Origin of the sequence: Saccharothrix sp. AJ9571, from assembly GCF_021725495.1 — a bacterium.
GTDB lineage: Bacteria > Actinomycetota > Actinomycetes > Mycobacteriales > Pseudonocardiaceae > Amycolatopsis > Amycolatopsis magusensis.
Genome location: NZ_CP091382.1, coordinates 7,073,398 through 7,097,773, shown reverse-complemented (window position 1 = coordinate 7,097,773; position 24,376 = coordinate 7,073,398). Strand labels below are relative to the sequence as shown.

The window sequence follows — 24,376 nt, the reverse complement described above, 5'->3', positions numbered from 1 at the left end:
CTGCTTTCCGGCGTTACCGGGAGATGGGCTGTCGTGACGGCCTGTCAGCGCGTGACCGCTTTTCAGTCGAGTCGGGCGTCCAGGGTTTTCATGCCCTCTTCGTGCGAGATGCCGCGGAACAGTTCGCGGGCTTCTTCCCATACGGTCCTGGCTGTGTGGTGGTCGCGGGCGGCGTTGTGGGCGTCGCCGAGGGCGCGGAGTGTTCGCGCCAGGTAGGGGATCGAGCCGCGGGTCCGCCACATCCGGACCGAGCGTTCGAGGGTGGCGATGGCGGCGGGCAGGTGTCCTTCGGCCAGGTCGAGTTGCCCGAGAACGCTGAGCGCGTCGGCGAGGTAGTGGCCGAAGTTGCCGTCTTCGCTGTGGGCCAGCGTGAGTTCGGCGGTCGCTCTGGCCCGCTCGTCCCCGATCGCGGCGAACAGCTTCGAAAGGTAGAGCAGCGAGAACGTCTCCAGGTAGCGGTAGTTCAACCGCCTCGCCATGTCGAGGGAGGTCTCCAGCAGTTGCCGCCCGCCGGTGGTGTCACCGCAGAACGATTTCGCCGCGCCGAGGAACTGGGTGATCGTCGTGGTGTAGTGGGCGTTGCCGAGGGCCTCGGCGACCTCCATCGCTTGCAGCAGTACCTCGTGCGCCCCGTGGGGGTTGTCCTCGCCGTGGATGATCGCCATCACGTGATAGGCCCGGGCCTGGCCGCCGAGGTAGCCGGCGTCGGTGGCCGTGCGCAGAGCGCGCTCCGCCACGGCGAGTGCTCGCGCACGGTTCCCCTCGGCGGTCATGCTCCAGGCCAGGGTCGCCAGCGCGTCGGATGTCCCGGCTGGATCGTTCAGCGTGGTGAACAGGTCGAGGAGTTGGGAGGCGTTGGTCCGCATCCGGGTCATCGCCGGTCCGTGGCCGGGCGGTGAGCTCCAGGTGGTGACCTCCAGCAGGCCGCGCATCAGCACGGCCTCGCCGCGCTTGTCGCCGGTTTCCTGGCAGAGCGCGAGCGCCTGTTCGTGCATGCGCTGCCAGCCGTCATAGACGCCGCGCACGTTGAGGTAGGTCTCGGTGGACCCCGCGAGGTCCCAGGCCAGTGGGGTCAGGCGCGCCTCGCACGCCTGGGCGACCCCGGCCATCAGGGCGGCGTGCTCCGCGCCGAACCAGGCCATCGGGTCGGCCAGCAGGCGCCCGGAGACCGCCGCGGGCAACCGCCAGCGTGGCGCGCCGCTGTGCATGAGTGCGTAGCAGGGGCCTGGAACGTGCTCCGCCGCGTGCTCCGCCAGCGCGAGCCACGCGCCCAGTGCCCGCGCGAGCGCGGCCTGCCGCCCGGTTCCGGTGTCGTCGCGCCGCGCCTGCTCGAGCGCGTACAACCGGATCAGGTCGTGGAACCGGTACCTGAGGTTGCCTGTCTCATCGGTCCGGGTGAGGGTCAGCAGATGGGCGTCGACCAGGACTTCGATCTCGTGTTCGGCCTGGCGCACCGCAACGTCGAGCAGGGCGGCCACCGCCCAGGAGGCGAAGTCGGGCGCGTCGAGCAGCCCGGCCAGCCGGAACGCGCGCTGCGCGCCCGCGGGCAGCATCCGGTAGCTCATCTCGAATCCCGCGCGAACGTCGAGGTCGCCGGCGACGAGTTCGTCCAGCCGGTGCCGTTCCTCCCGGAGGACGTCGGCGAGGTGGGACAGCGTCCACTGGCGCCTGCTCAGAAGCCTGGCCGCGGAGATGCGCACCGCCAGCGGAACGCGACCGCACAGCCGGATGATCTCCCGGGCGGCGTCGGGCTCGTTGCGCACGCGTTCGTCACCGACGATGGTGGTCAGCAGGTCCATGGCCTGGGCCGAGGGCAGGACGTCGAGTTCCAGCAGGCTGGCGCCCTCGAGGCCGACCAGCCGCACCCGCCCGGTGAGCAGCACGGCCGTGCCCGGGCTCCCGGGCAGGAGCGGGCGCACCTGCTCCTCCCCGGCCACGTTGTCGAGCAGGACCAGGACCCGGCGACCGGCCAGGCAGCTGCGGAACAACGCCACGCGTTCGTCCAGGGATCCGGGTATGCCGGTGCCGCTGATGCCCAGGGAGAACAGGAACCGGCTGAGCACGTCCTCCGGGCGGGCCGGGTCGGCCGAGGCGCCACGCAGATCCGCGTAGAGCTGGCCGTCGGGGAAACGATCCGCGATCCGGTGCGCGACGTGCACGGCGAGCGTGGTCTTGCCCAGACCACCCAGACCCGCGATGCCGGCTATGGCCACGGTGCCGGCTCGAGGCGCGGTGATGACCTCGGTGAGCTCAGCCACCTCGTCGTCCCTGCCGGTGAAGTCCGCGATGTCCATCGGCAACTCCGCGGGAGTGGGCGCCGCGGGCGCACCCGCGAGCGTGACCGCGACGCGGGCAGCGAGATCCAGGGAAGGATCCTGGGCGAGGATTCGCTGCTGCAGGTCATGCAGCTCATCAGCCGGGTCCAGACCGGTCTCCTCGATCAGGGTCGTGCGGGCACGGGTGTACTCGGCGAGCGCGTCCGCCCGCCGCCCACAGCGGTACAACGCCAGCATCAACTGTGCGCGCAGCCGCTCTCGCAGCGGATGCTCGCGGGTGAGCGCGGTCAGCTCCGCCAGCAACTCGGCGTGGCGCCCCAGCGTCAAGTCCACAGCGATCCGCGTCTGCAGCGCCGACAGGCGCACCTCGTCCAGCCGGGCCGCCTCCGCGGCCAGCATCGGAACATCGGTCATCCCAGCGAACGCGGGCCCACGCCAAAGCCGCAGCGCCTCGCGCAGACGCCGCGACGCCTCATCCGGCGCACCGGCCGCCTCCGCCGCCCGCCCCGCGTCGGCCAGGTGCTCGAATGTCGCCGCGTCCAGCTCGTCGCGGTCCAACGGCACCAGGTAACCCGCACCCTGGCGCACGACACGAGCCGGGTCACCCAGCTGCCGCCGCAGCCGATGGACGTAGGTCTGCACATTCTTGGCTGCGCTCTTCGGCGGAGTGTCCCCCCACAACGCGACCGCCAGCTGACCCTCCGAAACGGCGTGACCCGCCCGGCACAGCAACACCGCCACCAGCACCCGCGCCTTGGGCGTGCCGAGATCGAGCTGCTGCTCGTCCTCCCGCCACACCGCCAGCGGACCCAGTATCCCAAACCTCATCGTGCTCCCTCGGCTGGACGTACTGTAGACATCGACAGCGAAGGCGCCCGCGCACCAGTTGCTGTCTGGCCACCGCCATACGATTGCCGGTGGCAGGGCTGTCCACGTCTCGCCATGCGCAGCCGGTTGCGGCTGGTGAACAGCGCGGTGCAGAGACCGTACCCGGCAATGGCGGACCACTTGGTCCATGGTGGCGGCGTTCCTCAGGACGACCAGCATCCGCTTGTCGGCGACTCGACTGCGGTAGATCGTGGCCGCAGGCGGACGTCCATCCGGCTCGGGCCTTGGCCTTCGTCGGGTCGCTCTCGCCTCCCGGGAGCCGAAATCCGTGGGGTAGGAGGGGTGTCCGAGGCCGGAGTTAGGCCACGATGCCGAGGGTCGTTATGGGCTCAGGGAGTGCCGATCACCGTGAGCGCTGCCCAGCGATACAGGCGCGGTGACGGATCCCGGAGGATGGCGGCCAGTGCTGTGACCACATAGGTTGGCCGGGCTGGTCAGGCGGCGTGTGTGGCGCGCTGGCCCCAGGTGCGGGTGGCGTTCGCTGCGGATGCGTGCTCGTTCGAGGCGTTGGCTGCGGACGTCGGGATGGCCGGTGTTCGCGTTGCGCACCGCAGGTAGCGGTCCGGCCTGCGCGGTGTCCGCCGCCAGCCCGAGCCCACCAGCTACGCAGGTCTGCAGCAGCGTCACGTTCTTCGCCATCACAGCTCTCCCCACAGTGGCCGGTTGACTCGTTGGAACATCAGCCCGACAGCGGTCAACCTAGACCGACCGGACAGGACTGCCTAGGGTACGTTCGAACCACACGTGAAGCGGGATGAGTGCCACCGTGGCGCAGGGGCAAGCCACGTAACGTCGATGCCAGAGGCCGACCGACTCCTGCTCCGGCTTCGTTGCACGGCCCCTCCAGCAGTCCCCTGAGGAACCGCATCAGCAACGGGCTGCGCATCTGCCCGGCCAGATGCTCCTTCCCGCCCCCGCGGCGACCCATCTCCAACCCCTTGCCGAGAACCCAAGTATCAACCAGACTTACGCACCCAAGGGCTTCCGGGACGTGACAGCAGCTTTCAATACTCCAAGGTAGGCTGAAATTGCAGCACTCTTGAACTGGTCGACATCCCACTGGAAGCGATTGGGGAAGTCGCACCCACGCTCGGGACAAGATGAACCTCGTAATAATGAATCCATCGAGTTGGTTGGGATCAAATGTCAACACGCACATCGGCTACTCCAGAACACCTTCACCTCCTCGACCTCGCAGATCCGGTGACACACGTCGACCACGACTTGTCTGACGTCTGGAGACATCTGCGTGAACATGAGCCCGTATTCTGGCATCGATCCGTGAACGGACGACCTGGATTCTGGGTTCTGACCAGACACGCTGACGTATCTGCCGTTTACCTCGACAACAAAAGATTCACCTCGGCGAACGGGAACGTCCTCGCCACGCTACTACTGGGTGGCGATCCCGCGAGCGGGACGATGGCCGCGGTAAGCGATGGTCATCGGCACGCCGGGATACGTAGCATCTTGTTGAAGGTGTTCACTCCCAGGGCATTGCAGGCTGTGGTCGAGGAGTTGCAGGAGAACACGAGGCGCCTGCTGCAGCAAGTCGCAACGGGGCAAGCCATCGACTTCGCCCAAGATGTTGCCGCGCACATACCGTTGACCACCATCTGCGACCTCCTCGGCGTGCCAGCCGACGATCGTGGTTTCCTCTACGAGCGAGCTACCACCGCTCTTGGCTCCGAATCAGCCGAACAGTCGCCGGTCGAGGTTTGGCAAGCGCGAAATGATATCCTTGGCTACTTCGACAAACTCGCCGACCAGCGCCGCCAAAAGCCCGGCGATGATGCCGTCAGCGCACTTGCCACATGCACCATGGACGGGAAGCAGCTGACCAAGGAGGAGATAACCACCAACTGCTACAGCCTCATCCTCGGTGGCGACGAGACCAGCAGGCTCTCCATGGTCGGCGCGGTGCTGACGTTCACAGAGCACCCCCACCAGTGGCAGGCACTGAAGCGAGGCGATGTCGATCTTTCCAAGGCGGTGGAGGAAGTTCTCCGGTGGACGACTCCAGCGATACACTTCGGCCGGACCGCGGTGGCAGACGTGGATATCAACGGAACGAAAATTAGGTCGGGTGATATCGTCACACTCTGGAACAGTTCGGCGAATATGGATCCGACCGTCTTCGACAACCCGTCACGATTCGACCTCGGCAGATCTCCGAACAAGCACATTTCATTCGGCAAGGGGCCACATTTCTGCCTCGGCGCTTATCTTGGACGGGCCGAAATACGAGCTATGCTGCACTCGCTCCGTGAGGTTGTTTCAGACATCGAAGTGGCCGGGGAGCCTCGAAGGCTGTACTCGAACCTACTCAGCGGCATGAGCAGTCTTCCAGTGAAACTCAAGCCGACGGCCGATACCAAATTCCTATCCAGCCCTAGTGCGGCGGTTCCCCCTTTATCGCAAGGGATCGGAACACCGCGAGCCAGGCATGGGCGAGCATCGCGAGGGTAATGTGGGCCTACCAGGACCGGACCTGGTACTCATCGAGTCCGACTTTCTTTGCCGACCCCACCGGCGTCACCACCCTGCGCCCCGCCCCCGGAGCACAGCCGCGCAGGGTTCACCGTCGACGCGTTGCCCCCGCACACCGACCGCGCCAGCGTCGCGGAACCCCGATACTGCTGTTGCTGGCCTGCCAGCGACCCGCCCGCCGCGGCGGCGCCACAGTCCTGGTCGACGGACGCGCCCTGCACGACGACCTCCGCGCCCGGCACCCGGAGGCACTGCGCACCCTGTCCAGCCCCGGCGCGGCGTACTTCGGCGGCGCCAACGGCTACAGCGGCCCGGTGTTCACCGCCGCGCACCCCGGCACACGATCGATCCGGTGGAGCACCGACCAGCGTTCACAGCTCTCCCCACTCGCGCGGCCCTGGCACGCCACCCTGCACCACCTCATCAGCGAGCACACCCACACGGTGCTCTTGGGTGCCGGGGACGACCTCGTGGTGCACAACCGCTGGTGGCTGCACGGCCACCGGGAATTCCGCGGTGACCGGGCGCTGTGGCGGATCCTGGCCAACCCACATCCGCACTGGCACATCCCGCCCGGCTTCCCCGCCACCACTCCCCCACCCACCGGCCTTCCCGCGCCGCGTACCCCACAGCCACCGCAGGCCGCCGCCACCGATTCCGGGACACACACGCATGAGCGATGAGACACTGCACCGCCTCATCGCCGCGGGCCGGGAATTCTGGCATCCCCGCAACGAAGCCGGCGAGGTGGTCGCGATCTGTGCCATCCGCCGCTGGGCACCCGCGGGAGAGGACATCCTCATCTTTTGCGCCGAGGGTGACGCCGCCAGCGTGCGCGTCAACCCGGACGGCGAAGCCGTGTGGCACCGCACCGGAACCGTCGTCGAGGTCGCCAACGAAATGCTCGAACTACCGCACCCCGGCGGGTGATCGCCAGCCCGGTTCTCTGGACGCCCTGACCATCGCCGATAGCCCTGGCGTCTCACGGGGCGAGTCCCAGGGGGCCGCGTACTGGGGATCGGCAAGGCCGACTCGCTGGAGACAGCGCAGCGCGAAGCCGGGCAGGCGTTCACGCGGGCGCTCGCGTCAGTGAGCCGCCCGAGGGCACGCGGGAACTGGCCGAGATCATTGCGCTTTGCGCCCGCGCGAACTGCCGGACCGCGCACCCCGCCGACGGCCGCCAGGAACCCGTGCCGATCACCCGGCCCCGTCTCGAAGAGGCCGCCAGCGAGTGCGCCGATCCCCGGGCTACCGCGACGCCGAACTGCCCGCACTGCCCGCACTGCCCGCGATCATTGCCTCCCGGTAGCGCTTGCACATCCAGGCGCACTTCGTGACTGAAGCCCTGACCGTCCGTTGAGAACGGGCAGGGCGGTTCCGCGAAACCGGTCAGTCGATCAGAGGCAATAGACGATGTTGTACTGGAAAAGGGTCCAGCCGTCGAAGTTCCGGTTGTCCACGAAAAGCTCGCCGGTATCCGGCGCGGCTCGCACGACGTTGCTGGGCGCCAAGATCGACGTCAAGCGGAACGTGCGGTTGGACGCATCGACGTCGACCCAGTTGAGGAGGGCCTCGATGGAGGTGTTGTTGGCATCGGCGCGGATCACTCCACCGCGGTTGGCGAGATAGCCGCCAGTGCTGTTCGACTGCAACCGCGTCTGAGTGTCGTTGAGATCTTGGATCCAGAACTCTTCGGCCGCGCCCGTGCCGGTGCTGTCGGCGAACACACGCCTGAGACTGTCGGTGCGAAGATTCCTGCCTCGCTGCACCGCCGTGATGGTGACTTTGCACTGCGCCGGGTACGCGGCGATGCCCGCGGACGGCGCCGTCTTCACCGGCTTCGCGGAGGCCGCTGACGTGGAGAGCCCCGCGGTGAGGAACAATGCACTCAAGGCGACCAGCAGAGCTTTGATTCGTCTGGATTTACTCACTCGACTTCTCCAAACTCGAAATTGCTTTCCGAACACCGGAGTCACGGTCCGCACCGTATCCGCCATTTGCGCCCGCCACCGAGCCTTTCATACCTGACTGAACCGCACGTGCCGTGAAGCGAGAAATGGTCCTCTTCATGGCGCCGCTCGTCAGCCTCGGCACATCACTTTCTGAATGCAGAGCGCCATTCGGTCCTTCGCGGATCAGCCGGCCGTTGCCGGGCTCTCTTGACTGCGCACCGGCAAGCCTTCACCTTTCGCACTGTCCGTCACCGGCTTGTCCGCGAAGCAGATGACACACGTGCAGCCCATCGTGTTGAGTCCGTCGTGGATGTACCTCGCGCAGGCGTCCACCGCCCCGTTGACCGGAATGGTGTTGGCGAAGTTCTGCCCAGGTTGAACCCACGAGTGGTTGCAGGTCGCGCCGCCCGGGCAGCCACCTCCCTGCAGGTACACGTAGTCGCCGTGCGCCGCGGAGGTGATTTGACCGTGGTACTGGCCGGCGCCCTCCAGCTTCCAGAGGTTGATCCGCATTTCGAACAGCGGGACCTGTTCCACCAGCACGTAGCCCGCGGCGATGAGCTCGCGGGTTTGCTTCGCGTCGGACGATTCGGCCTGCGCCGAACCGGGACCGAAAACTGCGATCGACAGCACGGTCAGCAATCCGAGCACTAGGCTGAATATTTTGCGCATGCGTTTGCCCTTTCCGGCGGAAAGCTTGAGGTGAGGCCTCACTGTGGAGCAAAATGGGAGCCGGCGGATGCGGCCAACTGCACTGAGACGCGCCCGGCGGCTCGAACTGAACTGTCGTGGCCTGCGGAAACATGCTCGCGGTCAGAGTGCTGAGTGTCACCAGCGTTCTGCACATGTGAACATTGCCCACTTTGCAGGCAAGGGGTCGGGAATTTGAAGAGCCTTCGCGAGCTTTGGTGTTTATTGAGTCAAACAGTGCCACCATAGTGATGTCAAGAACTCGAGGAATGTTTCAAGCCTGCTTGAAAATAGGTGACACTGTGCGACCTTCTGCAGCAAGGGCTTCCGGTCTGCGAGCCGCGTCTATAACCTCCTAATCGGACCCTCGCACCAGCGGGTGTTTATCTCACGATCATGTCTGGGGAATCATGTTCAACATTCGCAGGGCTATTGTCGCCTCCGCCGCGTGTTTCGTGGCGCTCGGCCTGTCCCTTCCCGCCTCGGCGGGCGCCCAGGAAGCGGTCGACGTCACCAGCCAGAGCACGTGGGTGGGTTCTGCGGAAGAGAGCAGCACCGCAGCAAGCGTGGCCGCCGACTGTGAGGCGTTCGTGAGCGGCGCGACGGGCCTCGTCCGCTGCTACAGCGGACCTGCTGGCACTACCCAGTTCCGAGCCATGGTGCAGTGCGAGAACGGCACCGTCCAGTACGGGAACTGGGTTCCTTACGGCACGTTGACGTCGGCAACCTGCCCCTCGGGTGCTGGGAACGCAACGCGGGCCGGCGCGCAGCTCAGGTAAGCACCCGCACGGCAAGTGCATCTGCTGACTGTGCGAGCGTGCCGTAGTGGCCGCACAGAACAGGACCGTGACGCCGCTCGGGCTGATAGCGGCCCGGGCGGCGCTGGACCAAAGGGTCCGCTCGCTCGCCGATACGGCCGTCCGGGTCAACCACAGCCCAAGGTGATGGCGGCAAGGTCACCAAATCGAGGTGAGACACGGCCTCAGCGAGCCGTCCATACGGTCAGCTCCAGGCTTCGCCGGAGTGTGTGGCGATGCGGTTGTCGAGCTCGCGGCGGGCTGCGAGGTCGCCGTGGTGGGCTCGGCGCAGGTAGGTGCCGAGTATGGCCGGGGTGCGCGCGATCACCCATGGCCTGGCCGAGAAATTCCCGGCGCGTGACCATGCCGGGCTTTGGTAGGAGTGATTGAGCCGCTGCAGTTGACGATCCGGCCCCTTCGGATACGGGAGCCGCGGGCCCGGGCGCGGGAGTATGTATCCGGGCTGGTCGCGGCCTGGAGCGGAAGAACGGCTGGACGCTGGCCGAGCAGGCCGGCGAGGTGTCGCCGGACGGGATGCAGCGGCTGCTGCGGTGGGCGGACTGGGACATCGACGGAGTCCGCGACGACCTGCGGGACTACGCCATCGAGCATCTCGGCGAACCGGGTGGCGTGTTGATCGTGGACGACCCTGGGTTCCTGAATAAAGGCACGGTGTCGGCGGGGGTTCAGCGGCAGTACTGCGGGACCGCGGGCCGGATCGAGAACTGCCAGATCGCACGTTTCTTGCCTATGCATCGCTCGTGGGCATGCGCTGATCGATCGCGAGCTGTATCTGCCCGAGCCCTGGATCGCCGCCCCCCGCCCGGTGTCGGCGGGCAGGGATGCCGGAGGGCACCGAGTTCGAGACCAAGCCGCGGCAGGCGATGGCGATGCTGGCCCGAACGTTCGCCGCGAAGGTGTCGTTCGCGTGGATCACCGCTGATGAGGCCTACGGTCGGGTCAAGTACCTGTTTGTGTGGCTGGAAGTCCACGACGCCGCGCACGTGCTGGCCACCAAGGTCAACGACACCCTGGTCACCATCGGCGGCCGCGAAGCCCGAGCCGACGAGCTGATCACGGTTCTGCCCGCCCGTTCGTGGCGGCGGTTGTCGGTCGGAGCCGGCGCGCACGGGCCCCGCGAGTACGACTGGGCTCGGGTGCCGATCCGGATCGGCTGGCAGCCGGGGCGCGGGCACTGGCTGCTCGCTCGCCGCTCCCTCTCGGATCCGGCCGAGCTCGCTTACTACCTCTGCTACGGACCCCGCCGCTCGACATTGCCGGATCTGGCCTGGATCGCCGGGACGCGCTGGCGGATCGAGGAGTGTTTCCAGCAGGCCAAGGACGAAGCCGGACTCGATCACTATCAGGTCCGGTCCTGCGGGGCCTGGTATGCCCACATCACCTTGTCGATGCTCGCCCACGCCTGGCTCGCCGTATCACGATCCCTTGCCATAAAAGGGGAATCGGTGTCGACGAGCCGGGCATGATCGGATTCACGCTACCGGAGATCCGGCGCCTGCTCACGAAGCTGATCCTGCGCACTACAAACGCCGCGGCGACCCGCTCACCCAACCAACCGTTGCGGTATTAGCCCGTCACGCGACTGAATTCCGCGGCGATCAGCGGAACGGCCCGGCGCACGCTGATGTTGTGGTCCACCTCGCCGAGGTCACTCACGTCCGGCCGAACGCCTCTGGCCGTCAGCTGGCTTTCGCAGTGCCGGACGTTGTCGAAAACCACGTCCCGGTCGCCGGCCGCCTGGTAGAGGTGCACCGGCACCTCCGGACGCCAGTCGCAGGTAGTGTCCAGCGGAGCAAGATGCCGCTGCCAGACCGGACTCGGCTGCCGCGCCGAGTCGAGGAAGCCGTCGGTGAACAGCTCCTTCGACGTTTTCGGCAATGCGGTGGCGATCTCTCGCTGTTGGTGGTTGCCATCGAAGAGGGTGTCCACTCGCGACGAGTACGGCTCGCGGAACGCCTGCTGCGGCACGTCGTACAGGCCGAACCCGGGCGCAGGACGAATTACCGAGATCTGTGCAAGCGTTCCCGAATATCTGGCAGACACGGTCTCGCTCGGTGGGGACTGGTCGGTGGCAGGGGCCGTCTCGACTGCCAGTCCGTAGTGGACGGCTCAGTCGCTGCGTGGTGAATGGTCGGTGTGCCGGGGGCTCGTCCACCACGCTGTTGCGGCGTGGCGGACGAGCCGTTCACTACCCGGTCATGGCAGGGTCCATTTCTGGTTGGTCCCGGTGTGGCAGTCCCAGATGTGCAGTGGGGTGCCGTCGGCGCTGCTGGTGCCCGCGGCCTCGAGGCAGCGGCCGGACTGGGGATTTTTGAGTGTTCCGCCGGGTTGGGAGACCCATTGCTGCGCGCCGCTGCCGTTGCAGGTCCACAGCCAGGTGATGGTTCCGTTGGCGGTGCCGCCGCTTTGGACGTCGAGGCATTTACCGAGGGCGCGGATGGTGTTATCGCCGGGCAGGGTCCATCGCTGTGCGGCGGTGCCGTTGCAGGTCCAGAGCTGGATCTTGGTGCCGTCGGCGGTGTTGGCACCGCTGACGTCCACGCATTTTCCGCCGGCGCCCGTGACCTCACCGGTGCGTGCACCGCCACCGCCGCCGAGTTCTTTGATCCGGATGTCGCGGAACGAGGCATCGTCGCCGTCACCGTGGTTCTGGATGCCGATGTGTCCCCGCAGCAGGCTCCGGTTCGGGTCGGTGTTCGTGAAGTCGTTGATCTTCACGCCGTTGAGGAACACCTGCAGCTGTTCACCCTCGACGAGCAACTCGTAGGTGTTCCATTCGCCCGGCGGGTTGAGCGCGGCGTCGCGGGCGGCGATATCCGCCGACTTGAACCCGTACACCGAGCCCGTGGTCCGGTCGGCGGTGTCGGTGGCGTCGATCTGGATTTCGTAGCCGTTGTTCACCGCCGATGCCGGGTCGCTGCTCGACGGGAACCCGATGAACACGCCGGAGTTGTCGTCGCCGGCGAGTTTCCAGTCCATCTTCAGTGAGTAGGACCGGAATTCTTTCGCCGAGTACCACAGCATGCCGAGCCCGCCGAACGAGGTGAGCGTGCCGTTCGCCAGGGCGAAGCCGCCCGGGCCTGCCTGGCTCCACCCGTTGGTGTTGGTTCCGTTGAACAGCGACGTGTAGCCGTTCTCCGGACGGCAGTCCGCCTCTGTCATGCCTGCCGCGTAACGGATGCCGCCGAGCAGGTGCGTGCGGAACGCCGGTTCGGCGTAGCTCTGCTCGGTGTGCCCGCCGCCGGTGTACCAGGACCGGCCCCCCTGATAGGTCTTGCACCAGGCGATCGGGTGGTCACCCATGTTGCCACCCGAGTAGGTGCCTTCATCCAGGCGCGCCAGCACGTGCACGTCGGCCCGCGGGTTCGTCTGGAAGTTGTACCACTCATCGGTGCGTACCCAGTCGTCGCCCAGGTGGGCCGTGGATGCGTGCGCACGGTCCTCGACTCGCAGCGTCGCCTGCTGAATCGCGGGGTGTGAGTGGAAGTAGGTGCCGACCATACCGCCGTAGAACGGCCACTGGTACTCGGTATCGGACGCCGAGTGCACGCCGACGTAGCCGCCGCCGGACTTCACATAGGACTCGAAGGCTGCCTGCTGCCCGTCATCGAGGATGTCTCCCGTCGTCAGCAGGAAGACCACCGCACGGTACTGCGCCAGGTTGGTGCTGCTGAAGGCGGCGGCGTCCTCGGTGGCCTCGACCGTGAAGTTGTTCGCCGCGCCGATGTCACGGATCGCCTGGATGCCGTTCGGGATGGAAGAGTGCCGGAAGCCCGCGGTTTTGGAGAAAACCAGCACCTTGTCCCCCGGGTCCGCTGCGGGGGACCACCCCGGTGCCGTCGCCACGATCATCACCAGCGACAGGGCCAGCGCCAGGAACGCGGTGCGCGGTCCGGATCTCGTCGGTTTCGTCACGGTCAGGGAAGAACGGATCATGGCAGGGTCCATTTCTGGTTGGCTCCGGTGTGGCAGTCCCAGATGTGCAGTGGGGTGCCGTCGGCGCTGGTGCCCGCGGCCTCGAGGCAGCGGCCAGACTGCGGGTTCCTGAGTGTTCCGCCGGACTGGAGAACCCATTGCTGCGCGCCGCTGCCGTTGCAGGTCCACAGCCAGGTGGTGGTTCCGTTGGCGGTGCCGCTGTGCTGGATGTCGAGGCACTTGCCCAGGGCACGGATCGTGTTGTCACCCGGCAGCGTCCACCGCTGTGCGCCGGTGCCATTGCACGTCCAGAGCTGGATCTTGGTGCCGTCGGCGGTGTTGGCACCACTGATGTCCGCACACTTCCCGTCGATGCCCGTGATCTCACCGACTCGGGCGCCGCTCGTCGTCGTGGTGAACGAGAAGTCGTCCACATCGAACAGTGGACCGGCGCCTCCCTGGAAGACCAGGTACAACGTGGTCGTTCCGGTCGGCAGGTTGGACAGCGTGGTGCTGACGTCGGTGAACGTCTCCCAGTCGCCCGTCACCGGCACAGCCACCGAGCCGAGCAGGGTGCCGGTCGCGGAGCCGGCCCGGATCTCCACCGTGCCGCCCGCGCCGCCGGAAGACACGCGTGTCGTGAACGATGTCGCGTTGGACAACACGTACGGCTCGAAGGCGATCCAGTCACCGTTCTCGATGTAACCGACGGTCTTCCCGCCATGCGCGGGGCCGTGATCGGTGACCTGGACACCGCTGGAGGAGCCGAAGTGTTCGGCCTGCCGGGCCTTGGGCTGGGTGACGTGCTGGGTGTGGGTGGTGATGCCGCCGTTGTCGGTGTATTCGGCGTCCCAGACCCCGTAGATGTTGGCGTTCGGGTCGTGCTCGCCGTCCGTGGGCGTTTGGACGGTGCCCGAGCAGCCGGTTGCCTCGGTCAGTTTGTGGCCGTGCGAGTCATGGCCGAGGATGTAGCTGATCTTGACCCTGCCGCAGTCGATCGCGCCGTCCTCCGGGTCATTGACGGTGATCTGGAACGGGACGGCGTCACCGAAGTTGAACAGCTGCCCGTCCTGCGGCAGGTTGATCCGCACGGTCGGCGCGGTGTTGCCGACCGTGATCTGCACACTCGCCGTGGCTGTCTTTCCGGTGCTGTCGCGCACTGTCAGTGTCGCGGTGTAGGTGCCGTTGGCCGAGTAGGTGTGCGAAGGGTTCGCCGCTGTCGAGGTGCCGCCGTCGCCGAAGTTCCACGAGTACGAGATCGCGTCGCCGTCCGGATCGGACGAGCCGGCGGAGGAGAAGGCGACGGTCAACGGTGCCGGTCCGCTCGTCTTGTCCGCGGCCGCCTTCGCGATCGGCGCGAAGCCGTCCGCGGTGTGCTCGATGCGGTACAGCGCCGAGTTCTCGTCGCCGCTGAACCAGCCCGTGCCGTAGTCCAGCACGTAGAGCGCGCCGTCGGGGCCGAAGGCGGCGTCCATCACCTGTGTGCCGCTCCATGGGAACGGGTTGATGGCGCCAGGGGAACCGTCGGCGTTCACCGTGACGTCCTTGATCCAGCGCCTGCCGAACTCTGTGGCGAAGAAGTGCCCGTCGTAGGACTGCGGGAACTTGATCGACGAGTTCAGGTTGGGGTCGTACCGGTAGACTGGCCCGCCCATGGGTGATTCGCTGCCACAGCCGAGCGCCGCCAGCGAGCAGCCATCGTAGTTGAGCCACGCTGACTTGGCCGTGGGCAGTTTCTGCTGTCCGGTGTTGTGTGGCGAGTTGTTGGTCGGCCCGCCCGCGCAGTCGAACTTCCCGCCGGAGGTGCCGGCGGCGAAGTTGTAGTCGTTGTAGGTCTCGTTCGTGGTGTTCGTGCCGGTGCAGTACGGCCAGCCGTAGAAGCCGGGGCCGGTGATCCGGTTGAACTCCACCTGCCCCGCGGGCCCCCTGGCGCTGTTGGCCGAGCCGGCGTCCGGTCCGTAGTCGCCGAGGTAGACCACACCGGTGGCCTTGTCGACGTTGAAGCGGAACGGGTTGCGGAAGCCCATCGCGTAGATCTCGGGCCGCGTGCCGGCCGCGCCGGGCGCGAACATGTTGCCGGCCGGGATGGAGTAGCCGCCGTCGGCGTTCACCTTGATCCGCAGGAGTTTCCCGCGCAGATCGTTGGTGTTGCCGCTGCTGCGCTGGGCATCGAAGGCGGGATTGCGGTTGGCGCGTTCGTCGATCGGGGTGTAGCCGTCGGAGGCGAACGGGTTGGTGTCGTCGCCGGTGCTCAGGTACAGGTTGCCTGCGGCGTCGAAGTCGATGTCCCCGCCGACGTGGCAGCACATCCCGCGACTGGTGGGCACGTCCAGCACGGGTTTCTCGCTGGAGAGGTTGAGCGTGCCGTCGCTGTTGAGCACGAAACGGGACAGCCTGTTCACGCCGTTCCAGGCGGAGAAGTCGGTCCCGTCGCCAGGTGCGTCGCCGGCCGGTGTGGACAGTGGCGGAGCATAGTAGAGGTAGACGTAGCGGTTGGCGGCGAAGTTCGGGTCGGCCGCGATGCCCTGCAGCCCTTCCTCATCGTGGGAGTAGACGGAGAGCTCCCCGGACACTGTGGTATTACCTGCGGCGTCGGTGCGCCGGACTGTGCCGTCGCGTGAGGTGTGCAGGATCGAACGGTCGGGGAGCACGGTCATCGACATCGGCTCGCCCATCTCACTCTCCCCTTTGGCGAGCGTGACCTGTTGGAACGAGGGGGCCGCGGGAGCGGCAGCGGATTCCGGCGGGGAAAGTGTCGCGGTGGCACCGGCGGCGACGAGCAGGGCAGCCGAGCCGAGAAGGGTGAGCGTACGCAGGGTTCTCAGCATGTAGGTCTTCCTTCCAGACGGCCTTGTCTGAGCGGGAGCAGACCGAGGTGGCAGGTAGACCATAGCCACTTTTGAACATCATTTACGAAAGTTCGCCGAAACGGAGCAAACTTTCGCTGAATCAAGCAAAACTGTGCTGACTGTCCGAGTCACCCAGGGCCGTGCCGCCCGAGACACAGCACCTCACCGCTGTTCTGGTGCCGTCCCCGCGGGTTGTCATCCGAGGCGATGAAGTCCGTCAAGGACACGGCGCAGAACCGGCGACGGTGAAGCCGCCCGCGAGGGTGGAATGGCTTGCGCAACACGGCGCGGGAGCGTGCCCTGCTCCGCGCGCGGGCGGCGGGAGCGTGTGGATCTCTGCCCAGCCGACCTTCCCGCCCTCACGGGCCGGAACATCCCGGTCCGGGTACTCACCTGCTCGACAGCGGGTAGCTGGCCTGGTGGTGCGGGGTCGACGTCCCAGACTTCGATGATCAGGCCATACCCTGGGTGGCGCCGCCGTAGTACGACACATGTGCTCGCTCACAGACGAACCGTCATCCGCGCGTGTTCCGCCGTTCGAGGAATCAACAGTGTCGACAGGTGGCCGCTATCGGGCATAGCGTGTCGCGGTGGATCACTGTCCTGAGTGCGGCTTCACCTACGACGAGGACGAGGCCCCTGCCGCCGCGCGGACGGTCAGGGACGGTGTCGCCGAGGTCGCGGCCATCCTGCGGGCCCACCGGATCGGCGACCTGCGGACCCGACCGCGTCCTGGCGTGTGGTCGCCATTGGAGTACGGCTGTCACGTTCGCGACGTGCTGCTCGTGCAGAGGGAACGGGTGCTCACCGCGCGTCGGACCGCTCGGCCGGTCTGCGCGCCGATGGGCCGGGATGAGCGGGTCGAGCACGACGGTTACGCCGAGCAGGACTCCGGCGATGTCGCCCGCCAACTCCTCGACGCGGCCCGGTTGTTCGGCACCGTGCTCGATCGGCTGGGACCGGACTGGGAGCGCACTCTCCTGTATCCGTATCCGAGCCCCGAACCGCGTGAGCGATCACTTCGCTGGGTGGCGGTGCACACCGTCCACGAGGTGCGCCACCACCTGCTCGACATGCGCCGGCAGGTGGGCTGAGCGCGTCACCCGGACCGGCGGACCACCAGGGTGGCTGGAACACGGCGGAACTGATCGGGCGATCCGGTTGCTCCATGCGTTCCACCAGGAGCCGGATCATCTCGGCCGCCTTGTCCCCATGGGTGGCGAACCGTCGTCAGCGGTGGGCCGCACTCGACCGCGGGGTGCTGTCGTCGACAGCCGACCAGTCGCACGTGTCGATCACGGCCAGGTCGGCAACGGCGTCCAGTTGCTGGCACCGCCACGTCACCCTCGCCGCCATCGCCCAAGCCATCTGCACCCAGCTCCGCCGCACCCCACAAGCCCCTGCGCAGGCCTGAGCCCCTACGCGGTCCTGCGCGAACTCCAGGCCCTGCTCGCGGTCTGGACAGGCGTCTGCCACACCTGCCGACAACCCATCCAAACCCGAACACCCAACACAACAGCCCAGGTCAGCAACACCTAACAAAGCACTAGCGCCTTGCAGCAGTACGCGACCATGACGAGGCGGCCAGCAGCTACCCACGTGCAGGCGCACTTCCGTTGCCCATACGGCTGGTATGACCGACGATCCAACCTCGGGAATCGAACCCTTGTCGTCAACGAGGACCCAGGTCAAGGCGCCTGCTGGCGACGGCGTCGGCGATGTCGCGCAGGGTTTTGCCGTGGCTGAAGGCGTGTGCGCGCAGGAGCGCGTAGGCGTCATCGGAGCTGAGCTTGTGCCGTGCGGCGGTGAAAGTGATGGCCAGCGCCACGGTCGCGTAGTGGCGGAGTTGCCCACGTTCGACTGCGGCGAGGGCGGCGGGCAGGCCGGTGTCGCGGTCCTCGAGCGCGCGTGCCAGCAGCATCACGAGGATATCGGAGTCCTGTGTCTGGCGGGCGGACAGGGGACCGGGACGGCGCCGGTAGCCGTTGAGCACGGCGATCGGTTCCCCATCGCCGGTGAGCACGGGCCAGCAGAACTGGGCGGCGAGTTCCTCCGCACCGGCGAAGGTGGCATAGCCGGTCCGATCCCGGTGTGCTGCGGCCAGATCTGGGAGGTGGATGGCGCGTTCGGCTTGGAAAGCGGTAACGCTCGGTCCGTCGCCGAGGGTGTATTCCAGGTCGTTGAGGTGAGCGGCCCAGGAGCTGGTCGTGACGATGGGTTCCTGGATCCGGGGTTCGAGGTAGAGCGAGAGCGCGGCCGCGTCCAGGCCGAGTTCCCTGGTGGTCACCGTGCACACCGCGTGCGCTCGGCTCCAGAGCCGACCGGACACCGGCTGGCCGGTGATGGCTCGCACGAGTTGCTCGCGTCGGTTCACATCCACTGTGGTCGTCCTTTGCGGACCCACCGGCCCGGTGGCCGAGGCCGTGGCGCACCGGGCCGGTGGGAGTTCACGCGAGGGTCAGCCGTTGGCGGCGCTGGTGTTGACCTCGCCGTTGACGCCCTTCGGGAAGAACCCGCCCGAGGTCGCCGCCTTGTTGGTCAGGTACACGATGTTGAGCACCTGACCGGGTGAGCGGGAGTAGGCGATGCCGTTCTCGTCGGCGGGCACGATGTTGGCGCGCCCTTGGCCGTCGGTGACGCCCTGGTCGAGATCGGTGGGTCCGTCGAGGCTGTCCCGGGCGTTGGACAGCTTCCCGGCTGCTTCGGCCAGATCACGGCCCAGCAGACCCAGGTCGAGCAGGCCACCGCGGTGTGCGTAGAGCGCGGTGCGAATGTTCGCGGCGTGGTAGGCCTCGACCGCCAGGATGCCCGCTGCGGCCTCCAGGTAGGTTTTGTTGCTGATCAGTGGCGCGGCCCCCTTGTAGGCGGTGACCCCGACGTCTTCGAACAGGAACGCCGCGAGCAGGAAGTTCTCCTCCGAACCGAAGGGGTCGAAGCGTTTGCCGGGTTTGACCAGGCCGGCTGCCTGCGCGGCGGCGGTGAAACTGCTCTGCAGATCGATCGCCGGCCTGCTCACCGCGGCCGAACCCAGCGCAGTCCGCAGGAACGCGACATGGGCCTTTTCGTCGCCGGCGATTTCCTGGGCGTACTGCCGGGCCGCTTTTGTCTTGAATCGCACGGCTTTCCCGCCGGTCACCCCGCCGGGTATGCCGGTGCCGCCGGTGAGCGAGTCCGGCAAGCCCTTGCCGGTGGTGGCGTAGAGGTAGAACTCGGCTTCCAGGTATTCCAGGTTGAGCGCGAAGTTCAGCACCGCGGCGTCGCTGATCTCGCCTCCGGGTGCTTGCCGGGCGGGTGCGGCGGTGGCCAGGGGCGCGGTCAGCCCGCCGAGCGCGCCGGCGCCGACCACCCCCAGCCCGCTCATGCCCGCCGCGTGCAGGAACCGCCGTCGGTCTCGCTCGTTCTCGGCGCTGCGGTTGATCATGGCTGCTGCGTATCGTTTGCCGAACACCTGCGGTCTCCTTTCGACCCCGGGACCGAGTTGGTCTCCGGGTGGGCCGGCGGTGGCCGATGCTGCTGCAGGCGGGGTGGTGCCACGCCGGTACGGGGACTTCGATGCCGCGCGCGGAGTGGATTGGTCTGCCGGGGAATCGGAGCGCCGCCGCTGTGGCCACGGAGTGATGGATGGCCACAGCGGCGGCCCGGGATACCTGCCCCGCCTGGCCAGGGCACCCGGTCGGGAAGCTGCGGCGGCAACCCGGGGTGGAGTTGCCGCCGCAGCGGTTTCAGGTGGCTACTGGTTGGTGCCGGGCATCATGACCTTGTCGATGACGAAGACGGTGGCGTTCTTGGTGGGGATGTTGCCGCACAGCACCTTCGCGCCGTTCACGGTCATGTTCTCGCCACTGCCCACGATCTTCAGCGGGCCACCGGCGGTGTTCAGGCTGTCCAGCGAACCACCGGCGGCTTCGAGGCCCTTGGCGTCGTAGCGCTTGGCCACGACGTGGTACTGCAGGATCGGCGCCAGCTCATCCGGCTTGCCCGCCAGCTCGGTGAACTTGGCGTCGCCCAGTTCGGCGAACGCCGGGTCGGCCGGGGCGAACACGGTGATCGCCTCCTGGCTGTTCAGCGTGTCCACCAGATTGGTCGCCTTCACCGCGGCGACCAGCTTGGTCAGCAGCGGGTTCGTCGAGGCGGCGCTGGCCACCGGCTGCGGGCCCATCGAGTCCAGCGAACCCGGCTCGTTGCCCTGCGGCAGCTGCGAACACGCCGGACCGAACACGTCCGCGTTGGTCGTCACCCCGGCACCCCCCGCGGCGGGGGCGGGCATCGACGGAGCCATCTCACTCGTCGGTGCGGGCGCGGGAGCGTTGGTGGCGCCGCTGCCCGAAGGCGCGGGGTCGTCAGTGCCGCAGGCGGCCAGCGAAAGTGCGGCCACCGCGGTGATGCCGATTCCAGCGACGCGAAGCTTCTTCACAAAAATCACTCCATTTATCGGAAAGCCAGGTCCGGCTTGCTTGTTGATGGGGATTCGGAGCAGGGATCGATCCGGATTGGTGGTGGTGCGGAAATTTCTCAACGGGTCGTGAAGTTGATGACGTGCCAGCCCGTGGCACCGTCGGGCACGGTGCCCGCGCGGGCATCGGTCTGGGTGTAGCCGGATCTGTCGGTGGCGCGCACGGTGACCTGATGGCTGCCCGGGGGCACCTCGAATTCGTGCCACCACATGCGCCAGGTGTCCGGGTTGACCTCGCGGGTCAGGGTGGCTTCCTGCCACGCTCCCTTGCTGATGCGCACCTCGACCTTGGCGATCCCGGTGGGCTGAGCCCAGGCGACACCGCCGACGCGGACCTTCCCCGCGGGCACGGTCTCGAACCCCTTCGGGAAATCGATCCTGGACTGGGTTTTGATCGGAGCCTGCTCAGCCCAGCTGCGTTCGAGCCAGTACGCCCGCCGCGCCGCCCAGGTGGTGACCTCCAGATCGACGACCCACTTGGTGGCTGAGACGTAGCCGTACAAACCCGGGATCACCAGCCGCGCCGGGAACCCGTGCTCGATCGGCAGCGGTTCACCGTTCATCCCGATCGCCAGCATCGCGCCCCGGCTGGGGTCGGCCGCCGCGGCGACCGGGCTGCCGCAGGTCCAGCCGTCCGCGCTGGTCGAGAACAACTGCTCGGCCCCGGGCCGGACCCCGGCCTCGGCGAGCAGATCCGCCAGGTCCACGCCGACGAAGTTCGCCGTGGACACGTAGGTGCCGCCCACCTCGTTGGACACGCAGGTCATGGTGATGGTGCGCTCGACAAGGGGCCGGTCGCGGATGTCGGTGTAGCTGTAGTCGCGCTCGTTGTCGACCATGCCGTGCAGCCGCAGACTCCAGTCCTCGGTGCGCACCTGAGGGAGCGACAACGCCGTGTCGACGCGGTAGAAGTCCTTGTTGGAGGTCAGGAAAGTCGGTGTGCCGAGTTTGGCGAAGTCGGCGTCTGCCGGGATCGCCGGAGCCGTGCGGGCAGGCACCAGTGCGCCGACCGCGGCGCGTGAGGAAGCGGCATCACGCGTTCCGGCCAGCAACTGCCCGCCCGCGCCGGCCACTCCCGCACCCACCACCACACCGGCCCCGGCAAGCAGGAAACTGCGGCGCGACGGTCGCCCGTTCTCGACGGTGTCACCACTGGTAGAGCGGGCCAGACCATGCAGCCACAGGAAGACACCCGTGCCGGTCAGCAGGCTCGCCACCGGGGCGAGCAGCGCCACGGTCCCCAGGTCCGGCCGCTGCACTACCGCGACCGCCCCGAGAAGTCCGAACAGGACGATCGCCACCGCACCCGGCACCGGGGTCCGGCGCGAGGCGATCCCGGCCAGCGCGGCCGCGACGACCATCACCACCGCCATACCCACCAGCAGCACCAGCTTGTCATAGGTGCCGAAGGTCCGGATCGCGTAATCCTTCAGCTCCACCGGAGTCAGATCGATCGCGCCGTTGCCCACGGCCAGATAGGGCGACGCGTTGAGGTTGATGAACGCCGCGACCAGGTGACCAGCGGCCAAGGCCGCGGCCAGTGCCAGCACCCCCAGCAGGGCCGCCCGGACCGCGCCGAGGGTGGCTGTCGCATGCTTCGCGGTGTTCATGCCGGTGATTCGGAGCCGTCACCTCGCCGGATGGGTCACCCGATGGGAGGAACCGTCCTCACGACAAGGCGATCATCGTGACCGCGGGCGTGGTGGGGGCGGGCGAGCCGCCCGCGGGTTCGGCGGTGATGCCGACGCGGTCGGTGCCCGGCGGCAGCCCGGTCACGATCGGCCGCAGGCGCTGCTGCGCGCCGGCGTGGAGCACGCCGGCCGAGTGTGGACCGGCCGATCCGATCAGCCACACCTGGTACACCCGGCCGGCTTCGAGCGGCGGCAGGTTCGCGGGCAGCACCACGGCCTTGCCCAGGCTGCGGGACAGGACCACGGTCGTCCCGCCTTCGTCGTCCGGGTCGCGCACGGTCGCCGCGTCCGAGGCGGTGAGCACCGCGCCGGCCGGGTCCACCGCCGGCCGGGCGACACCGGCCCTGGGCACCTCCTGGCCGCCGACTTCGATACCCACGGCGAGTGCCACCACCGCGGCCGCCGCGGCACCGAACAGAGCGATTACGGTGCCGCGCTTCCTCGGCTGTTTACCGGCTTCCCGTGCAGGAACCTGCGGGGGCGACTGGCGAACACCACGGATGTGGGCCAGCACCGCCCGCTTCAACTCGGCGGCGGGATCGACAGCCGTCGCAGCACCCAGGCGCGCAGCAGTGGCCCGTAGTTCCCGGACCTCCTGCGAGCAGGCGGAACATATTCCGAGATGGCGTTCGAACGCGGCATTCTCGAACTCCGGCAAGGCGTCGAGCGCGTAGGCGCCGGTCATCATGTGCAGATCGGCGGTCATGCTGTCACTCCCAGGCAGTCGCGCAGCCGGATCAGTCCGTCCCGGATGCGGGTCTTCACCGTTCCCGGCGGGACCTTCAGCACCGCGGCGACCTCGCGGTAGGTGTAGCCGTTGTAGTAGGCGAGCACGATGGATTCACGCTGCAGTCCGGTCAGCGCCGTCAGGCACTGCCGCACGCGCTGCCGGTCGACGTTCGCGATGGTGGATTCGGCGACCTGGTCGAACGGCCGTTGCACGTCCATCCGGCCCGCGCGGTCGTCCCGGTCGAGCGCGGCCTGGTGCGAGCGCACCCGGTCCACCGCACGACGGTGGGCGATCATCAGCACCCACGACAACGCACTCGCCCGTTCAGGTGCGAACCGCGCCGCCTGCCGCCAGACCTCGACCAGCGCCTCCTGGGTGACCTCCTCCGCCTGCGCACGATCACGCAGCACCCGCACCACCACACCCATCACCGGGCCGGCGATCACGTCGTACAGCGCTTCGAACGCTCCGCTTTCCCCACCGGCGACCCGGCTCAGTAGTTCTTCGGGACGGTGCACCGCCTCGATCGCACCGCCGTGTGCCGGCTTCACCGAACGACCTCCGCTGGTTACCACCCAGGCCGGGCGGCCGGTGTCTTCGCCGGGCATTCGCCGCCGGAGAGGAAGTGGATTGGTCCACCCACCGAACGCCCGGCTGGTGCCCTACTTCACGAAGGTGACGCCGATCGGTGTGCTCAGCAGGGGCGCGACCACCTTCGCGTGGCCGGTGCCGGGGTCGATCTTCACCAGCGCGGAGATCGACAGTCCGTGGAAACGGACGGCCGCGACGGCGTGGTCGGCGCCGATGTCGAACCCGTTGACCGAGGTGATGTCGAGGCCGAGCCGCCCGACGGTGAAGAGCTGGCCGGTGTCGGTGACCAGCCTGATCCGGTCGACAGTGGGGTTGAAGTCGAACCCGGCCGCCTTGCCCCCGAGCGGGACGGGCACCCCGATCTTGGTCACCTTCCCCGATTTGGGGTCGACCGTGTAGAGCTGCCCCGAGTCGCCCAGTGCGTAGACCGCGCCGGTGGCGGGGCGGGCGTCGATGCCGATCAGGCGATCGTGCTTCGCCAGGCCGGTGATCCGCACCTTGTCCTTGACCAGCAGTGGCGCGCGGCCGTGCTGGCCGGCCGAGCGGCTACACGAGGTGGGACAGTCCGAGCTGGGTGAGTTTGTGCCGCACAGCCGACGCGCTCGCCGCCGAACTAGATGCCGACGTCGTCCTCATCGACCGCACTGCCCACGACACCCTCGCCTACTACACCGCCGCTCTCGCACAGCGGGGCGAACAGCCCGACCCCGACGACCTCACCCGGCTACAGACCCTGGCCACCTCGCACACCACCGCCTGCACGTGCTGCTGGCCACCGTGCTCGAGCCCGACGCCCCGTTCAACGGACCTTCGGGCAAGGACGCCGCCTACACCGACCCGCGATTCCGGGTGCTGGTCGGCCAGCACCTGCACGTGCTGTTAGCCGACCAGAAAGTCAAAACACCGCGCAGTCACCAACTCCGGCCACGCCGATGCCGTTGCCGACTCCAGCAGGCAGGTCATCGTCCGGCGGTCGCTGGCGTGTATCGCCGCGCCCGGTCAGCTGCCGGAGTACCTCACGCAGGGAAGTGAT

Annotated in this window: 18 protein-coding genes and 2 pseudogenes; 7 read left to right on the top strand and 13 right to left on the bottom strand. The window is 67.7% G+C overall.

Annotation, left to right across the window (positions count from 1 at the left end):
* Positions 1 to 62 precede the first annotated feature (62 nt).
* On the bottom strand, positions 63 to 3,104 hold the full coding sequence (locus tag L3Q67_RS32330) for an AfsR/SARP family transcriptional regulator (RefSeq protein ID WP_499185216.1): 3,042 nt from the start codon (positions 3,102 to 3,104) through the stop codon (positions 63 to 65).
* 1,203 nt (positions 3,105 to 4,307) lie between these two features.
* On the opposite strand from L3Q67_RS32330, the pseudogene L3Q67_RS32325 reads away from it, so the two are divergent.
* The 3 genes and pseudogenes from L3Q67_RS32325 to L3Q67_RS32315 all read left to right on the top strand — a co-directional run.
* Positions 4,308 to 5,369 (top strand): annotated as a pseudogene (locus L3Q67_RS32325) (cytochrome P450); the annotation flags it as partial.
* Positions 5,370 to 5,806: 437 nt separating this feature from the next.
* Positions 5,807 to 6,337 (top strand): Fe(II)-2OG oxygenase family protein, encoded by a 531-nt coding sequence (locus L3Q67_RS32320; protein WP_499185215.1) that lies wholly within the window; start codon positions 5,807 to 5,809, stop codon positions 6,335 to 6,337.
* The gene (locus L3Q67_RS32315) at positions 6,327 to 6,584 is read left to right on the top strand and encodes a hypothetical protein (protein WP_499185214.1); all 258 of its coding nucleotides are present in this window, start codon (positions 6,327 to 6,329) and stop codon (positions 6,582 to 6,584) included. The genes L3Q67_RS32320 and L3Q67_RS32315 overlap by 11 nt, the downstream gene beginning before the upstream one ends.
* A 467-nt stretch (positions 6,585 to 7,051) precedes the next feature.
* Here the strand turns inward: L3Q67_RS32315 and L3Q67_RS32310 are convergent, their stop codons facing one another.
* A complete protein-coding gene (locus L3Q67_RS32310; protein WP_499185213.1) occupies positions 7,052 to 7,630 on the bottom strand; it encodes a hypothetical protein in 579 nt (192 codons plus the stop codon).
* 159 nt (positions 7,631 to 7,789) lie between these two features.
* Positions 7,790 to 8,278 (bottom strand): hypothetical protein, encoded by a 489-nt coding sequence (locus tag L3Q67_RS32305; protein WP_499185212.1) that lies wholly within the window; start codon positions 8,276 to 8,278, stop codon positions 7,790 to 7,792.
* A gap of 428 nt (positions 8,279 to 8,706) precedes the next feature.
* Here L3Q67_RS32305 and L3Q67_RS32300 point away from each other — a divergent pair, with 428 nt between their 5' ends.
* A complete protein-coding gene (locus L3Q67_RS32300) occupies positions 8,707 to 9,075 on the top strand; it encodes a hypothetical protein (RefSeq protein WP_499185211.1) in 369 nt (122 codons plus the stop codon).
* Between the two features lie 445 nt (positions 9,076 to 9,520).
* Positions 9,521 to 10,580, top strand: a pseudogene (locus tag L3Q67_RS32295) (IS701 family transposase); the annotation flags it as partial.
* A gap of 100 nt (positions 10,581 to 10,680) precedes the next feature.
* On the opposite strand, the gene L3Q67_RS32290 reads toward L3Q67_RS32295, so the two are convergent.
* The 3 genes from L3Q67_RS32290 to L3Q67_RS32280 form a co-directional block, all read right to left on the bottom strand.
* Entirely contained in the window at positions 10,681 to 11,082 is a 402-nt protein-coding gene (locus tag L3Q67_RS32290; protein ID WP_499185210.1) for a hypothetical protein, read from the bottom strand.
* 228 nt (positions 11,083 to 11,310) lie between these two features.
* Positions 11,311 to 13,050 carry a ThuA domain-containing protein gene (locus L3Q67_RS32285; RefSeq protein WP_499185209.1) on the bottom strand — a complete coding sequence of 580 codons (1,740 nt, stop codon included), beginning with the start codon at positions 13,048 to 13,050 and terminating at the stop codon, positions 11,311 to 11,313.
* Positions 13,047 to 15,857, bottom strand: coding sequence for a carbohydrate-binding protein (locus L3Q67_RS32280; RefSeq protein ID WP_499185208.1), 2,811 nt, complete (start codon positions 15,855 to 15,857; stop codon positions 13,047 to 13,049). Before L3Q67_RS32280 ends, L3Q67_RS32285 begins: the two co-directional genes overlap by 4 nt.
* Before the next feature lie 611 nt (positions 15,858 to 16,468).
* Between L3Q67_RS32280 and L3Q67_RS32275 the strand changes: the two genes are divergently transcribed.
* Positions 16,469 to 16,972: a DinB family protein gene (locus L3Q67_RS32275; protein WP_499185207.1), complete on the top strand. Its 504-nt coding sequence runs from the start codon at positions 16,469 to 16,471 to the stop codon at positions 16,970 to 16,972.
* A gap of 74 nt (positions 16,973 to 17,046) precedes the next feature.
* On the top strand, positions 17,047 to 17,292 hold the full coding sequence (locus tag L3Q67_RS32270; RefSeq protein ID WP_499191802.1) for a hypothetical protein: 246 nt from the start codon (positions 17,047 to 17,049) through the stop codon (positions 17,290 to 17,292).
* A gap of 258 nt (positions 17,293 to 17,550) precedes the next feature.
* Here the strand turns inward: L3Q67_RS32270 and L3Q67_RS32265 are convergent, their stop codons facing one another.
* From L3Q67_RS32265 to L3Q67_RS32235, 7 genes are all read right to left on the bottom strand, one after another.
* The gene (locus L3Q67_RS32265; RefSeq protein ID WP_499185206.1) at positions 17,551 to 18,258 is read right to left on the bottom strand and encodes an ANTAR domain-containing protein; all 708 of its coding nucleotides are present in this window, start codon (positions 18,256 to 18,258) and stop codon (positions 17,551 to 17,553) included.
* A gap of 78 nt (positions 18,259 to 18,336) precedes the next feature.
* Positions 18,337 to 19,326 carry a ferritin-like domain-containing protein gene (locus tag L3Q67_RS32260; protein ID WP_499185205.1) on the bottom strand — a complete coding sequence of 330 codons (990 nt, stop codon included), beginning with the start codon at positions 19,324 to 19,326 and terminating at the stop codon, positions 18,337 to 18,339.
* Positions 19,327 to 19,608: 282 nt separating this feature from the next.
* Positions 19,609 to 20,292, bottom strand: coding sequence for a fasciclin domain-containing protein (locus L3Q67_RS32255; RefSeq protein ID WP_499185204.1), 684 nt, complete (start codon positions 20,290 to 20,292; stop codon positions 19,609 to 19,611).
* 98 nt (positions 20,293 to 20,390) lie between these two features.
* Positions 20,391 to 21,941, bottom strand: coding sequence for a molybdopterin-binding protein (locus tag L3Q67_RS32250; RefSeq protein ID WP_499185203.1), 1,551 nt, complete (start codon positions 21,939 to 21,941; stop codon positions 20,391 to 20,393).
* A gap of 58 nt (positions 21,942 to 21,999) precedes the next feature.
* Positions 22,000 to 22,728 (bottom strand): anti-sigma factor, encoded by a 729-nt coding sequence (locus L3Q67_RS32245; protein WP_499185202.1) that lies wholly within the window; start codon positions 22,726 to 22,728, stop codon positions 22,000 to 22,002.
* On the bottom strand, positions 22,725 to 23,303 hold the full coding sequence (sigK, locus tag L3Q67_RS32240; protein WP_499185201.1) for a sigma-70 family RNA polymerase sigma factor: 579 nt from the start codon (positions 23,301 to 23,303) through the stop codon (positions 22,725 to 22,727). The genes L3Q67_RS32245 and sigK overlap by 4 nt, the downstream gene beginning before the upstream one ends.
* A 111-nt stretch (positions 23,304 to 23,414) precedes the next feature.
* Positions 23,415 to 23,840, bottom strand: a complete 426-nt coding sequence (locus L3Q67_RS32235) for a DUF4394 domain-containing protein (RefSeq protein ID WP_499185200.1) — start codon at positions 23,838 to 23,840, stop codon at positions 23,415 to 23,417.
* Positions 23,841 to 24,376 lie beyond the last annotated feature (536 nt).

Coding starts and splice junctions, on each gene's coding strand:
- L3Q67_RS32270 (WP_499191802.1), top strand. CDS start 17,047: ATGCGTTCCACCAGGAGCCGGATCATCTCGGCCGCCTTGTCCCCATGG.
- L3Q67_RS32315 (WP_499185214.1), top strand. CDS start 6,327: ATGAGCGATGAGACACTGCACCGCCTCATCGCCGCGGGCCGGGAATTC.
- L3Q67_RS32250 (WP_499185203.1), bottom strand. CDS start 21,941: ATGAACACCGCGAAGCATGCGACAGCCACCCTCGGCGCGGTCCGGGCG.
- L3Q67_RS32280 (WP_499185208.1), bottom strand. CDS start 15,857: ATGCTGAGAACCCTGCGTACGCTCACCCTTCTCGGCTCGGCTGCCCTG.
- L3Q67_RS32305 (WP_499185212.1), bottom strand. CDS start 8,278: ATGCGCAAAATATTCAGCCTAGTGCTCGGATTGCTGACCGTGCTGTCG.
- L3Q67_RS32330 (WP_499185216.1), bottom strand. CDS start 3,104: ATGAGGTTTGGGATACTGGGTCCGCTGGCGGTGTGGCGGGAGGACGAG.
- L3Q67_RS32285 (WP_499185209.1), bottom strand. CDS start 13,050: ATGATCCGTTCTTCCCTGACCGTGACGAAACCGACGAGATCCGGACCG.
- L3Q67_RS32300 (WP_499185211.1), top strand. CDS start 8,707: ATGTTCAACATTCGCAGGGCTATTGTCGCCTCCGCCGCGTGTTTCGTG.
- L3Q67_RS32245 (WP_499185202.1), bottom strand. CDS start 22,728: ATGACCGCCGATCTGCACATGATGACCGGCGCCTACGCGCTCGACGCC.